A 12,365-nucleotide genomic window follows, 5' to 3' on the forward strand; every position below is an offset into this window, starting at 1 on the left:
TGCTTGGGGTGTCGATGAGGGGCGGCCGGTCACTGTTGCCCGGCGGCGCGGTAGATGGACAGCGCCTCGGCCAGCCGCTCGCGGGTCTTGGGGTCCAGCGGTTTGGCGGGCGCGCGGGCCGGGCCGGCGGGCATGCCCAGCATTTCGGCGGCGGTCTTCAGCACCACGGGCATGGTGCCGAGCGCGAAGGCGTCGCGCAGTGCGCGCAGCGATTCCTGCGCGGCGCGCGCGGCGGGCACGTTGCCGGCCTGGAACTCGTTCCAGATCGACATCACCACATGCGGCACGGCATTGGTGGTGGCGGCCACCGCGCCGTCGCCACCGGCGATCAGCGTCCACAGGATCATCGAGTCGGTGCCGGTGAACACCGCGAAGTCGTCGCGGCGCAGGTTGATCAGTTGCAGCAGGCGGTCGAAATCGCCGCCGCTGTCCTTGATGCCGCGGATATTGGGGATCTCGKCCAGGCGGCGCACGGTGTCGATGGTCAGCGTGATGCCGGCCTTCGCGGGGATCGTGTAGAGCATGACCGGCAGCGTCGTGGACTCGGCGATCTGCTTGTAGTGGGTGAACAGCTCGGCCTGGGTGGCGCCGTTGAAGTAGGGCGTGATGACCGAGACGGCATCCACGCCCAGGTCCAGCATCTTGCTGTTCAGCGCAATGACGTCGCGGGTGGCATAGGCGCCGGTACCGGCGATCACCGGTACCCGGCCGCGCGCGTGTTCCACCGTGATGCGGGCAATGCGCAGCTTCTCTTCCTCGTTCAGCGCGATGAACTCGCCGTTGGTGCCGAGCACGAACAGCGCATGGACGCCGGCGTCGATCAAGCGGTCGACCAGCGTGCGCAGGCCGTCTTCGTCTACGCCTTCGTCGGCGGTCATCGGGGTAATGAGGGCGGGGATGATGCCCTTGAACTGCACTGCCATGCTTTGCTCCTTCTTGCTGGTCGCTCGTCCCGGCGGCGCCCCCATATGGAGGCCGACGATCTGGATGACGGGGATTTTGTCTGACTGAATCAGTCAAAATAGACGGATTCATCTGATCGATTGGGTCATTATAGGGTTTGGATTGACTGATGCAGTCGATGTTTACCCTAGTTTTGATTGAATCGATCACAATAGAGTGCCGCTTGAGGCGCTCCCGGGGCGGTGCATGGGCAAGGCGACCTACCGCCTTGCTGCCGGCGTTGGCAAGAAGCCTCTTTGCAGGAATGCGGGCGCGAGGGCGGGCACGAATCCCTCAGGAGCGCAGGTGGGCGTCGCGCGCCATGCCGTTGCCGTCGGCATCCATGGCGATGAAGCCGACGACGCGGCGACCGACGACCTTCTTGCCCGCGTCATACGCTCGGATATCGCCTTGTCCTGGCCGCCATGCTTGCCTGCCGCTCTCGATGTGCACGGTGCGTTCGTACATGGATCCGGCTTCGCGTCTTTGGTCATTGCGATGTGCGGAAAATCACCGTTGAGCGCAGGCGGAGAGCCTTTCGTTAAATTGCGATTCGTTCCCGACGCGCAAGACTGTTGTGTCCGATGCGGGTGTTCGAAATTAGAGCAAAGCGCCTATATTTGCGTCTATTGGAGCCGTCGGGCCGATCGGCGTTGAAGCCGAAAAACCAATGTTCGAAGACATGAGGAGGCATGGCGCGGGCGGCACCTGCATCCCCCCATAGGAGAAGGTATGAGCGAAGCAAATCAAGGCGCTGTGCGCGAGCTGAGTCATTTCATCGACGGTGAACGCGCCGCTGGTGCGAGCGGGCGGTTCGGCAATGTATTCGATCCGGCGCTAGGCCGCGTGACGTCCCGCGTGCCGGTCGCAAGCACAGCTGAAGTCGATGCCGCCGTCGCCGCTGCGAAAGCCGCGTTCCCGGCCTGGAGCGAAACCGCGCCGCTGAAGCGCGCTCGTCTGATGTTCAAGTTCAAGGAACTGCTCGAGGCGCATCAGGACGAACTCGCCGAGCTCATTACGCGCGACCACGGCAAGCTGTTTTCGGACGCGAAGGGCGAGGTGGTGCGCGGTATCGAGATCGTCGAATTCGCGTGTGGCATTCCGAACCTGCTCAAGACCGATTTCACCGATCAGATCAGCGGCGGCATCGACAACTGGAATCTGCGTCAGCCGCTCGGTGTGGCTGCGGGCGTCACCCCGTTCAATTTCCCGATGGTGGTGCCGTGCTGGATGTTTGTGATGGCGGCCGCGTGCGGCAACACCTTCGTGCTCAAGCCCTCGGAGCGCACACCGTCGGCATCGATCCGGCTTGCCGAGCTGTTCCTCGAGGCGGGCTTTCCCAAAGGCGTCTTCAATGTCGTGCATGGCGACAAGGCCGTCGTCGATGCGCTGATCGAGCACCCCGATGTGGCCGCGATATCCGTCGTCGGCTCGACGCCGGTCGCTGAATACATCTACACCGAAAGCGCGAAGCGCGGCAAGCGCGTGCAGGCCCTGGGCAGTGCGAAGAACCATCTGGTCGTCATGCCCGATGCCAATCTCGATCAAGCGGTCGATGCGCTGATTGCCTCGTCGTATGGCTCGGCCGGCGAGCGCTGCATGGCGACCTCGGTCGCGGTGGCGGTGGGGCATATTGGCGACGAGCTGATCGAGCGTCTTGCGCCGCGCGTGCGCTCGCTCAAGATCGGCGGCGGCATGGAGCCCGACCTGGACATGGGGCCGCTCATCAGCGCCGCGCATCGCGCCAAGGTGCTGGGCTATATCGAGGCGGGCGTCGCGGCAGGTGCCAAGCTCGTGGTCGATGGTCGCGGCCATACCGTGGCCGGCCACGAAGAGGGCTTCTTTCTCGGCGGCTCGCTCTTCGATGACGTGAAGCCTGATATGAGCATCTATCGGGAAGAGATTTTCGGGCCGGTCCTGTCGGTTGTCCGCGTGCCTGATCTCGCGAGTGCGATCGCACTCGTCAACGCGCACGAACTGGGGAACTGCGTATCGCTTTTCACATCCGACGGCAGCGCGGCGCGCGCATTTTCCCGGCAGATTCAGATCGGCATGGTGGGCATCAACGTGCCGAGTCCGGTGCCGCCGGCATGGCATTCGTTCGGGGGCTGGAAGCGATCGCTGTTCGGCGATCATCACGCCTACGGCGAGGAGGCCGTCCGCTTCTACACGCACTACAAGAGCGTCATGCAGCGCTGGCCAGACAGCATCGCCAAAGGTGCGGAATTCGCGATGCCCGTGGCCAAGTAAGCCGCCCCAGGCGATTGCGCTGGTCCACGGCCCGGACGAGGCTGAGATGCGCGATTATTCGGCTGGCCACAGTGGACAGCCGAATGGGAACGGTATTGCTCAGCCGCGCACGGCCGCTTCGATGGCGGCGACGTCGATCTTTTTCATCGGCATCATCGCCTCGAACGCACGCTTGGCCGCGTCGCCACCCTTGGCGAGTGCATCGGTCAGCACGCGCGGGGTGATTTGCCAGCTAATGCCCCATTTGTCCTTGCACCAGCCGCAATGGCTTTCCTGCCCGCCATTGCCGACGATCGCGTTCCAGTACCGGTCGGTCTCTTCCTGATCGTCAGTCGCGATCTGGAAGGAAAAGGCCTCGCTGTGCTTGAACCGCGGGCCGCCATTGAGACCGATACAGGGTACGCCCACGACGGTGAATTCGACAGTCAGGGCGTCGCCCGTCTTGCCGTCGGGATAGTCGGCCGGCGCACGGTGGACAGCGCCGAGGCTGCTTTGCGGAAAGGTCTTGGCGTAGAAGCGCGCGGCCTCTTCGGCATCGTGTTCGTACCACAGGCAGATCGTGTTCTTGGCCATCTTGGCTAACTCCTTTTGCCAATCAGTGAGAAAGCGGCGCACCACTCTGGCGCGGCACGCCGACGTCGGCTGCCCATTTTGGCGAGTACGGCGAGTACGGTGCCATATCGACGGTGGTCATCGAACTTCATTTATAGGACGTAGGTTGATGGTTCGCACCGCCAACCTTGTCGGACTCGCGATGGCGAGGCAGGCGGGTGGAGCGTATGGCGTTCGCCGTGGGTGGCGGAGTTAGCGTCAGGAAACGCCATGAGGGATAGCTACCCGCATCATTGCCAATGCGTGGCGCAAGCTCTTGATTTTCGGCGTTTGCGTTTCCGCTTCATTGCGCCAGAGTCCTGCTTGGCCACTTTTCTGCGTCACCCCAATGGCATGCGTTTTCCCTTGTGCAGCAAGGCTTTCCGGGCGATTTCGGAAGCCGTTGTCTTGTATTTCTCCCGCTCGCGGACTCCTTGAGATGGCCGCTTCTCCGGTGGTGCTAAGATCCATTTGCAGTTGCCTATGACAACGTCCAAGGAGACCAGGATGGCCGAAAACGAAGAGGCGGGTTGCGATGCGGCATCGTGCGTCGCTGGCGTGGCCACTGTATTGGCTGTCGGGGTATTCCTGGCCTTGGGGTACTTCTGCCTTCGCAAGGTGCGATCAGATGAGACGCGGCCCACGACCGAGAGCACGTTTGGCGGTGACTGGGCCGAGAGGGGCAACGGCTGACGGTTGGGCGGCGGATGAGTCCGGTGGTGTCCATGCCGCCAGCGTGCCGCGTGCGCGTGGAACGGTCATGCACCTGGTGTTGTCACTGCTGAGCGCACGACACACCACTGGCCTGATACGCTCTTCGCTTTTTCCCGCCCATGTGAGCGCGATGAAATCCTGGAAAGCTGCGGTGAGCATGTATGAACGCTCTCAGCCAACAGCCAGAACGGCCACTCAGAATGCAGACGAATAGACCACAAGCCGCGGGTGAGGGTGCGTCCGCTGCGGTTGTGGCTGTGCGGGCATGCTCCCTGCGGGCTGCGCCTTGGAGGCCTTGACGGCGGTCACCGGCACGCTTGATCGCCGCATGATCTTTGCGGGCATGCCGCCTCCGAAGCAGGCCTTGAACTGCGACCAGATCGTAACGCCGAGCACAATGCCGTCACAACGGTTGGCATCTGCGGCAATGGCAATCGTGCTCGCCGTGCGGCCCAACCCGATCAAGGCCACGTATCGCACATCGGAATCATCGAGAATCTCCATCGCCCTTGAGAGTGCGGACTCTCCCAGCCTGGATTCAAGCTCCCGCAATTCGGCAAGTGAATGGAATGCGCCGGCCCGGCTGCGTTCAAGGGCGGGCTGTACGTTCAGCAGTACGACCTCCGACGCGCTTCCCTCCCGGAAAAGAAAGGCTGCATGCCGGACAGCCGCCAGAGCACACTCCGAATCATCTACCGGCACAAGTATCCTGATCATCTTGATGGCTTCCCTGGATGGTGGCTGAGGCGGCGATGCGCGCGGAGACGCGCGGCTCAGGTTCCCACGCTTCAAGACTATGCGGTGCCACATACAGCGGGCATCAAAAAGCCGCCGGCGCCGTATAAAAAAGGCATAAAAATTCTCGTGGCGATGATTCCCCCTCTCGCCTGCGCCTACATTAGTCACATGGTCGGATGTGCCGCTTCCGGGGGGGCACTATCGACGAACCTGGTGCAGGCCACCCTACACGGGGGTGGCCTGCAGGGGGATGACTATGGCGGGGCGATCAAGGTGGTTGGGATACCTGGCCGGGAAGCCACTCGATCCGCTCGCGCCGGCGACGCGCCATGCGATCGCGGTCGCCCCTGTGCTGGCTTGGGTCGGACTTGGCGCCGACGGGCTGTCGTCGTCCTGTTACGGCCCGGAGGAAGCCTTCCTGGCGCTTGGAAGCCATACGCCGCTGGCGCTGTTCCTGGCCATGGCGACTGCCAGCACGGTGTTCATCATTGCTGTCGGCTACAACCAGGTCATCGAGCTGTTTCCCACCGGCGGTGGCGGCTATCGTGTCGCCACCGCGCTGCTGGGGCCGCGCCCGGGCCTGGTATCCGGCGCGGCCTTGCTGGTGGACTACGTGTTGACCGTGGCCACTTCGCTGGCGAGCGGCGTCGACGCCTTTTTCAGTCTGCTCCCGCTGGCGGCGCAGCACTACAAGCTGGCAACCGAAGTTGCCATCGTCGTCATGATGACGACACTCAATTTCCGCGGCATGAAGGAATCCATCCTGGTGATGCTGCCAATCTTCATGGGCTTTGTAGTCCTGCATCTGGGGCTCATCACCTATGGCATCGTTGCGCATGCCGACAATCTCGCCAGCGTGGTTCCGGCCGCAACGGGCGAGGCATCGACGATGTCGCACGCGATGGGACCGGTCGTCGTCATGGCGCTGCTGATGCGTGCGTTCTCCCTTGGCGGCGGTACGTACACGGGATTGGAGGCCGTCTCCAACAACGTCAACATGCTCGCCGAGCCGCGCGTGCTGAATGGCAAGTGGACCATGTTCTATATGGCAACTTCCCTGGCCTTTACGGCAGGCGGGATCATTCTCCTCTACATGCTTTGGCACGCCGCGCCCGTGGAAGGCCAGACCTTGAATGCGGTGGTTTTCAACCACATCATCGACAGCCTCCGGCTAGGCTCGCCACTTGCCAGTGGTGCCCTGCTGGTGGCAGTGCTGGCGTTCGAGGCAGGCCTGCTCCTGGTCGGCGCGCAGACGGGCTTTCTTGATGGACCGGCTGTGTTGTCGAACATGGCGGCGGATCACTGGGTGCCACGACATTTCAGGGACCTCTCCGCCCGCCTGGTACGACAGAACGGGATTATCGTGATGGGTGTGGCGAGCGCACTGATCCTGCTTTGGACGCAAGGCAAGGTGGCGCTGCTGGTGGTGCTCTATAGCATCAACGTATTCCTGACGTTCAGCCTTTCCTTGCTCGGCCTTTGCATCTACTGGTGGCGGCACYGGGTCGAAGCGCGCTGGATCGTCCGCTTTGGGTTGTCGTTCCTGGGCCTGTCCGTGACGTCAACGATACTCGTGATCACCGTGGTCGAGAAGTTCACCTCAGGTGGCTGGCTCACCATCCTGGTTACCGGTATTGTCATCACGCTCTGCGCGCTGGTGAAGCGCCATTACTCGGCTACCCGGACCGAGCTGGCACGCGTCGACGAGACGTTCGCGGGCGCCCCTCCGCATGTCGATCCCGCGCGTATCCGTCCGGTCGACCCGGCCCAGCCGACAGCCGTCGTTCTGGTCGGGAAACATCGCGGCGTCAGCATGCACGCACTGCTCTGGGTGGAACGACTGTTTCCCGGGCACTTCAAGAACTTCATTTTCGTCGCCGTGGGCGAAGTCGATGCCCAGAGCTACGAGGGGCAGGAAACGCTGCGCCACCTTCAGACGACCGTCGGGGAGGCATTGCGCTACTACGTGGCTACGTGCCAGCGGCACGGGGCCGCGGCCGACTCCCGGGCCGCATTCGGCACCAATCCCGTCGCCGAGTTCATGCGGCTGGTCGACAGTGTGATGACCGAGTATCCCAATAGCGTCTGTTTTGCCAGCAAGCTGATTTTCCGTCACGTCAACTTCCTGACAGCGTGGCTCCACAACCAGACCCCGGCCGAAATACAAGAGCGCTTGCACCTGCAGGGCAAGCAGATGGTGTTGCTGCCAATGAACGTGCAGTGACGTAGCCGATTTCTGACCTGAGAGACTCGGCATATCCCTTGCTTCATAACGGCGTACCGAGACCTACAATCCAGACAGGGGATCGGTTCTTCGCTGCATTCGCAAAGGGGGCGCCATCATGAAGCCGTTGATCCACGATTTCCACTCCGTCCATTCGCGCCACGGCAAGGGCTACTACCTGCGTCTGGCGGCTTGCTTGCTGCTCCCCGCCGCGGCCTATCTTTGTGTCCAGTTGCTGGGCAGGCACTGAACCCAGGCGTGGCGGTTGTCGGTAGAAGACCGGATGCACGGAAGGTGTGCGATCTGTCACATTTGCTGTGAGGCCAGCGGTTCTGGCCATGGTTGTAGCTGCACTGGAAGGGAGGCTACCCATGCTGCAGATTTTGGTGCTGATTCTGGTCGTCTCTGCCCTCCGGGCGTTCTACTTGCACCACCAGGTGGCAGGCCTGGCGCTGGTGCGGCGCGAGTCCTCGGGATGGCTCACCTATGAGGTGCGCAGGCGCGTTTCGCTGGTGCCCTTGCCCACGCATGTCGCTCAATACCCGGTTCCCAGGGAAGAGCGCATGCGTGTAGTCCGGCTCACCGGCTTCGTGGTCTGGCACAAGGAACTCAGCATCGCTCTGCCAGCCGATGCCTGCTCGCACCTGGGCGATATTTCGGCGCTGGAGTTCGACGGCCGCTTTCCTGCCTGGCTGCGGCTCGATGCCGCATAGCCGGGCGACGCGTACGGCGATAAAAAACCCGCCGGATGGGCGGGTGGCGCCGTCTAGCGCTTGTGGTGAATCAATCGATTCCACCAGTAGTGGAGAGGGTGCGCGTGCTCGGGATAGAGAGGGGATTTGTGGAAGAATTCGGCCCTCACCGCGAGTACATACAAGAGCACAATTGCAACGGTGAATACGATAGCTACTGTCATGGCGCCTCCTTTTGGGATGACCACACACTCAGTGTAGGACTCGGAGGACGAACAGCAAAAAGCCCGCCGGTGCTCCGATTCGAGCGGCGTCCAGCCCCGGGCGCGGTGGGTCTTCATTTGCCCATGCAGCCGCCCGCGATAATCCCGGTTCGAACACGCGTCAGCCATCCATGAAGGCCCGGTCAGCGGCGGATCAAGCCGGTACTCTGTCCGAAACCGTGCGGGAATAAGTGGGGTATCGCACGCCTCGCGCCTGCAAGGTCATCGCAAAATACAAATCGCATCCGCGCCGGGACCACAGCGCCGGATTCTCTACCTCCTTGGGGAAGACTCGATGAAAAGGCTCGTGAGCGATCTGGCCGCCGTCATTGCATTGGGTCTTTTTTCCGCCGCCGGGGTGCAGGCGTCGGAAATCGCCTGCAAGACCATGCTGCGCTCGGACTTCATCCGCTGCGAGGAGGATCCGCTGGCAGCCGGCCAACGGTGCGTGAGCCAGGAAGATCTGCGCCCGCGAGGCGAGAGTCTGATCTGTGACTACGCGATTCTCAATATCGAGTATGAGCGCATCTACGCAGACCAGGATCGGATGCTGCTGGCGGGCGCCATCCAGCATGAAGGTGTTCTTGCGTGGCGCAGGAACCGGGATGCTTGTACGTCGGTGGAGTGCCTTGACGATGCCTTCGCCAATTGGCAGCAGGACGTGGCCAGGACGCAGCCGGAGCAAGCCGTCGCCCAGCCGGGCAAACCGCTGGCCGCATCGTTGCGTCGCACGCCGGCAGTCAAGTCCGCTCGCAGCAGGCCGAGACTTGGCAATGTGAGTTGGGTCGTGACGCCGACGCAGGATCGAACTGCGCCGCCACAGGTGATTGCCACGACGGTCTCGCAGCCGGCAGTGCTTGCGCCCATCGCTGTCGCTCCGCCAGTGGCGCAGCCTCATCGAGTCAGCGTCGCTCCCAGGCAAGAGCGGACTGCCGGCGGCTGGGGATCGCTTGGCGTGCTGGCATGGTTGGGGATCTTTTGCGGCGGCCTGGCTTACCTGTGGGACCGCAGGTTGCGCCATCGGTTTCCGGGGGCGCCAGGCATCTACGGGCGCGGACGCAGAAGCATCTACCGGCCGAGACGCAGGATACCGGTGCCGCTCCTTATCCTGAGTGGCTTGCTGGTTGCGAACGGACTCGTTCTGATCTTTATCCTCGCCAGGTGACCGGTGCGCCAGTGCTGCGCTTACCTGGGTTGACCCGGCCTGGCCCTGAACGGAAACGCCGCCATGCCAAGAAAGCAGGGTGGCGCCCCCGGGAGCATCAACCGGCGACAGTCACTCCGCATTTCCCGGCAATCGCGATCAGCGCGGGAATGTCCGGGGCTCCCGCGGGGATATCCTTGTCGATCGCCGCAAAGAGTTGAGCGGCATTGCCGGTATGGCTGGTTTCTCCCACCACATCGAGCGGGCGCGCGTACGTGTCCGGGGTCACCGCAAATGGTCGTGGCGTCATGGATTCTGGCTCCCTGGAATCGGCTTCAGTCGTGAACTCAGCGTAGTGGGTGGAATCAGGAGAGTCTAGCGGCAGAGGTCGGCAGAGGTCGGCAGAGGTCGGCAGAGGTGGCCATCGCCGGCGGCGGCCTGCCGCGGAACTCCGCAGTCATCGGGGATCCTCGTCAGCATGGTCGCGATCACGCTCGTGGCCGTTCAGGACTGCATTTTGTCCGAGCGCGCACCGGGATATGTGTGGTATCGCACTCCGCATTCGCGAGGCGCGGTAGCAGAATACAGGGCTGATCCGCATAGGATCCCGGCGCCGAATTCTCTAATTCCATGAGAAGACGATGAAAAGGCTCATGAGCCATCTGGCCGCCCTCATTGCCTTGGGGCTTTTCTTCGCCTTCAGTGCGCAGGCGTCGGATATCGCCTGCAAGACGTCGCTGCGCGCGGCTTCCGTCCATTGCGAGGATGCGATGGCGGGCGGCCAGAACTGCCTGAAGCGGGCGAACAAGCGTCCGCATGCCGAGAACCTGATCTGCGACTACGCGTTGCTCAATATCGGGTATGAGCGCATTTACGCCAGCCAGCTTCGGATGTTGCGTGCGGGTCTTATCCGCAAGGCAGACATCACTGCCTGGCGCAAGACCCGGGATGCATGTGGTTCGGTGAAATGCCTTGACGAGCTTTTCGCCGGCTGGCAACAGCATGCTGCCCAGAAGAAGGCAGCACGAGATACCGTCCAGCCGAAAAAGCCGCTTGCCGCGTCTGCGGGTGACACGCCGGAGGATAAGGCGGCGCGAGGCAGGCCGAGACGCGGTGAGGCGAAGTGGTCGATGACATCGACGCGGGAACCGAGCGCGCCTCCACAACGGATCTACACGCAGACCAGTGCGCAACCGCCCGTGCTGGCCCCCATGTCCGGTGCACCTTCAGAGGCTGAGCCAAGGTGGATCAAGGCGCCTCTCGCGCAAGAGCGGACTGCCTACCGCGTGGGATCGCTTGGCGGGTTGGCATGGCTAGGGATCCTCGGCGTGGGTTCGGCCTGCTTGTTCACGCGCAGGCTGGGCCAGCGGTTCCCGGGCGTGCCGGACATTTACCGACGGATCCGCAGCATGCCTGTGACCACGCTCATCCTGAGCGGCCTGCTGGTGGTGAACGCATTGTTCATGGTCCTCATGCTATTCGAGGAATAGGCCTGCGAGCTGGGGAGGCTTGCTCGCGACGGGCCGTCTCTGGCCTCTTCCTGCCTGACGAACTGGCGGTCGGTCAATCAATGAATCCAACCCCGCGCCATCATCGGTTCATACCGTCGGCATTCGTTCGCCTGACGAAATCAAGACCGACAAGCGCCATCCCCGTCATGACGCATCCGCTCAGCAGGGAAAATGCCGCTATCGCCAGCGTCCCGTGCCCGGCGCGACGCTCGGGCACGGTTGGCCCCGAGGCGAAGTGCGTATTGACGAGGTGCTTCGTTCGGAGTTCCTCTGCGATCAGGCCGATGTCGTTGAAGACTTCCCGGATGTCGTCGTCTTTCAGATCGGCGCCGTCGAACATGTTTTTCTGCAGCGCAAGGTAGACGGCGAGCATGGCCTTGCCCGAGTTGGCAGGGTCCCTCGATGCCTCCGCGCGAGCGAAGAATGCTTCGCGCAGCGTATTCTGGGCGGCTTCCCGCTCAAGCGAATCGATCGCCGTGCGAAGATCGACGATAAGGGATTCGGTTCCGACAAGCTGCGCCACCGGCGACAGATATTTCGAGCTTCCGGCATCGGATGACAGCAGTTGCCTGGATTCGAGCTTCGATGCGCCGGGGTACCTGCCGGCTATGATCTTCAGGGACTTCATCCGCGCGGTTTCCTGGCGGAGTTCGAGCCGTTTCGAAATGAGCTGGTTGTCGATTCTCTGCTTCTTGGCCTTGAACTCGGCGGCCTTCGTGTGCACGATCTCCGTCAGTTCCTGGCGCAGCATGGTGTCCTTGAGGAAGTCTCCCAGGATTCTTACCCTTGCTGTCGCTTGCGCAGGCGATGGCGCGGCAAAGGAGATGGCGAAGCCAAGGATATCCATGTCGATGGGCGTCTTGCTGTTGTTGAGATATCCCAGTTCCGCTTTTGAATAAGGCAGCACGGGTGTCACGTGCTTGCGGAGAAAACTCTCCTGCAAGGCATTTGCCAGATATTGCCCGTTGGCGTCACCTCCCAGTTGTTCGTGGCCGAGAAAGCGGCGTAGCGCGCCTTTGTCCGCGAATGCGGAGCGCTGGGTGTTGTACTCCGTCAGTTTTCGACTTGCCCTGAGGAAGCCTTCGCTCCTGTAATTTTCGCTGGCGGCGAACAGGATGGAGAACGAGATGCCTGAGACGACGGGCACAAAGATAAGCAGCCACATCCAGTGTTTGCGCAGCCAGTGCCCCGTGGCGATGAAGGAAAAGGGTGTCGCTGATGAAGTTTCCGACGATTTTATTTCCAGCATGGAGTCTCTGCGAAACAGCCGATTGGTATGTGCCAGCCATGGAGGCC

14 protein-coding genes are annotated in these 12,365 nt (G+C 62.4%); 7 read left to right on the forward strand and 7 right to left on the reverse strand.

The features are described 5' to 3' along the window. Positions 1 to 29 precede the first annotated feature (29 nt). Together dapA and AC1DK4_RS21165 are read right to left on the reverse strand one after the other, a co-directional pair. Positions 30 to 923 carry a 4-hydroxy-tetrahydrodipicolinate synthase gene (gene dapA / locus AC1DK4_RS21160; protein WP_477131763.1) on the reverse strand — a complete coding sequence of 298 codons (894 nt, stop codon included), beginning with the start codon at positions 921 to 923 and terminating at the stop codon, positions 30 to 32. 313 nt (positions 924 to 1,236) lie between these two features. After that, positions 1,237 to 1,410 carry a hypothetical protein gene (locus AC1DK4_RS21165; protein WP_441615853.1) on the reverse strand — a complete coding sequence of 58 codons (174 nt, stop codon included), beginning with the start codon at positions 1,408 to 1,410 and terminating at the stop codon, positions 1,237 to 1,239. A 264-nt stretch (positions 1,411 to 1,674) separates the two neighbouring features. Between AC1DK4_RS21165 and AC1DK4_RS21170 the strand changes: the two genes are divergently transcribed. Continuing rightward, positions 1,675 to 3,192 carry a CoA-acylating methylmalonate-semialdehyde dehydrogenase gene (locus AC1DK4_RS21170; RefSeq protein WP_441615851.1) on the forward strand — a complete coding sequence of 506 codons (1,518 nt, stop codon included), beginning with the start codon at positions 1,675 to 1,677 and terminating at the stop codon, positions 3,190 to 3,192. 99 nt (positions 3,193 to 3,291) lie between these two features. Here AC1DK4_RS21170 and AC1DK4_RS21175 read toward each other — a convergent pair whose 3' ends face one another. Beyond that, positions 3,292 to 3,765 (reverse strand): VOC family protein, encoded by a 474-nt coding sequence (locus AC1DK4_RS21175; protein ID WP_441615849.1) that lies wholly within the window; start codon positions 3,763 to 3,765, stop codon positions 3,292 to 3,294. A 237-nt stretch (positions 3,766 to 4,002) separates the two neighbouring features. Then, the gene (locus AC1DK4_RS21180; protein WP_441615848.1) at positions 4,003 to 4,254 is read right to left on the reverse strand and encodes a hypothetical protein; all 252 of its coding nucleotides are present in this window, start codon (positions 4,252 to 4,254) and stop codon (positions 4,003 to 4,005) included. A 36-nt stretch (positions 4,255 to 4,290) separates the two neighbouring features. On the opposite strand from AC1DK4_RS21180, the gene AC1DK4_RS21185 reads away from it, so the two are divergent. Next, positions 4,291 to 4,476 carry a hypothetical protein gene (locus AC1DK4_RS21185; RefSeq protein WP_441615846.1) on the forward strand — a complete coding sequence of 62 codons (186 nt, stop codon included), beginning with the start codon at positions 4,291 to 4,293 and terminating at the stop codon, positions 4,474 to 4,476. 216 nt (positions 4,477 to 4,692) lie between these two features. On the opposite strand, the gene AC1DK4_RS21190 is transcribed toward AC1DK4_RS21185, so the two are convergent. Further along, complete coding sequence (locus tag AC1DK4_RS21190; protein WP_441615844.1) at positions 4,693 to 5,214, reverse strand: universal stress protein; 522 nt, start codon at positions 5,212 to 5,214, stop codon at positions 4,693 to 4,695. A gap of 277 nt (positions 5,215 to 5,491) precedes the next feature. Between AC1DK4_RS21190 and AC1DK4_RS21195 the strand changes: the two genes are divergently transcribed. The 4 genes from AC1DK4_RS21195 (at position 5,492) to AC1DK4_RS21210 (ending at position 9,579) form a co-directional block, all read left to right on the forward strand. Further along, positions 5,492 to 7,459, forward strand: coding sequence for an APC family permease (locus AC1DK4_RS21195; RefSeq protein ID WP_477131764.1), 1,968 nt, complete (start codon positions 5,492 to 5,494; stop codon positions 7,457 to 7,459). 118 nt (positions 7,460 to 7,577) lie between these two features. Further along, positions 7,578 to 7,709: a hypothetical protein gene (locus tag AC1DK4_RS21200; protein WP_441615840.1), complete on the forward strand. Its 132-nt coding sequence runs from the start codon at positions 7,578 to 7,580 to the stop codon at positions 7,707 to 7,709. Positions 7,710 to 7,830: 121 nt separating this feature from the next. Further along, on the forward strand, positions 7,831 to 8,172 hold the full coding sequence (locus tag AC1DK4_RS21205) for a hypothetical protein (RefSeq protein ID WP_441615838.1): 342 nt from the start codon (positions 7,831 to 7,833) through the stop codon (positions 8,170 to 8,172). Positions 8,173 to 8,721: 549 nt separating this feature from the next. Next, positions 8,722 to 9,579: a hypothetical protein gene (locus AC1DK4_RS21210; protein ID WP_441615836.1), complete on the forward strand. Its 858-nt coding sequence runs from the start codon at positions 8,722 to 8,724 to the stop codon at positions 9,577 to 9,579. A 97-nt stretch (positions 9,580 to 9,676) separates the two neighbouring features. Here AC1DK4_RS21210 and AC1DK4_RS21215 read toward each other — a convergent pair whose 3' ends face one another. Then, on the reverse strand, positions 9,677 to 9,868 hold the full coding sequence (locus AC1DK4_RS21215) for a hypothetical protein (protein WP_477131765.1): 192 nt from the start codon (positions 9,866 to 9,868) through the stop codon (positions 9,677 to 9,679). A 343-nt stretch (positions 9,869 to 10,211) separates the two neighbouring features. Here AC1DK4_RS21215 and AC1DK4_RS21220 point away from each other — a divergent pair, with 343 nt between their 5' ends. Then, positions 10,212 to 11,048 (forward strand): hypothetical protein, encoded by an 837-nt coding sequence (locus tag AC1DK4_RS21220; protein ID WP_441615833.1) that lies wholly within the window; start codon positions 10,212 to 10,214, stop codon positions 11,046 to 11,048. A 100-nt stretch (positions 11,049 to 11,148) separates the two neighbouring features. Here AC1DK4_RS21220 and AC1DK4_RS21225 read toward each other — a convergent pair whose 3' ends face one another. Beyond that, positions 11,149 to 12,318, reverse strand: a complete 1,170-nt coding sequence (locus AC1DK4_RS21225; RefSeq protein WP_441615831.1) for a hypothetical protein — start codon at positions 12,316 to 12,318, stop codon at positions 11,149 to 11,151. Between the last annotated feature and the right edge of the window lie 47 nt (positions 12,319 to 12,365).

The organism is Cupriavidus sp. 05N38, assembly GCF_056397345.1.

Excerpts from the sequence above, each read along its gene's own strand:
- AC1DK4_RS21200 (WP_441615840.1), top strand. The coding sequence starts at position 7,578 with ATGAAGCCGTTGATCCACGATTTCCACTCCGTCCATTCGCGCCACGGC.
- AC1DK4_RS21185 (WP_441615846.1), top strand. The coding sequence starts at position 4,291 with ATGGCCGAAAACGAAGAGGCGGGTTGCGATGCGGCATCGTGCGTCGCT.
- AC1DK4_RS21215 (WP_477131765.1), bottom strand. The coding sequence starts at position 9,868 with ATGACGCCACGACCATTTGCGGTGACCCCGGACACGTACGCGCGCCCG.
- AC1DK4_RS21165 (WP_441615853.1), bottom strand. The coding sequence starts at position 1,410 with ATGTACGAACGCACCGTGCACATCGAGAGCGGCAGGCAAGCATGGCGG.
- AC1DK4_RS21175 (WP_441615849.1), bottom strand. The coding sequence starts at position 3,765 with ATGGCCAAGAACACGATCTGCCTGTGGTACGAACACGATGCCGAAGAG.
- AC1DK4_RS21205 (WP_441615838.1), top strand. The coding sequence starts at position 7,831 with ATGCTGCAGATTTTGGTGCTGATTCTGGTCGTCTCTGCCCTCCGGGCG.
- AC1DK4_RS21170 (WP_441615851.1), top strand. The coding sequence starts at position 1,675 with ATGAGCGAAGCAAATCAAGGCGCTGTGCGCGAGCTGAGTCATTTCATC.
- AC1DK4_RS21180 (WP_441615848.1), bottom strand. The coding sequence starts at position 4,254 with ATGGATCTTAGCACCACCGGAGAAGCGGCCATCTCAAGGAGTCCGCGA.
- AC1DK4_RS21225 (WP_441615831.1), bottom strand. The coding sequence starts at position 12,318 with ATGCTGGAAATAAAATCGTCGGAAACTTCATCAGCGACACCCTTTTCC.
- AC1DK4_RS21220 (WP_441615833.1), top strand. The coding sequence starts at position 10,212 with ATGAGCCATCTGGCCGCCCTCATTGCCTTGGGGCTTTTCTTCGCCTTC.
- AC1DK4_RS21190 (WP_441615844.1), bottom strand. The coding sequence starts at position 5,214 with ATGATCAGGATACTTGTGCCGGTAGATGATTCGGAGTGTGCTCTGGCG.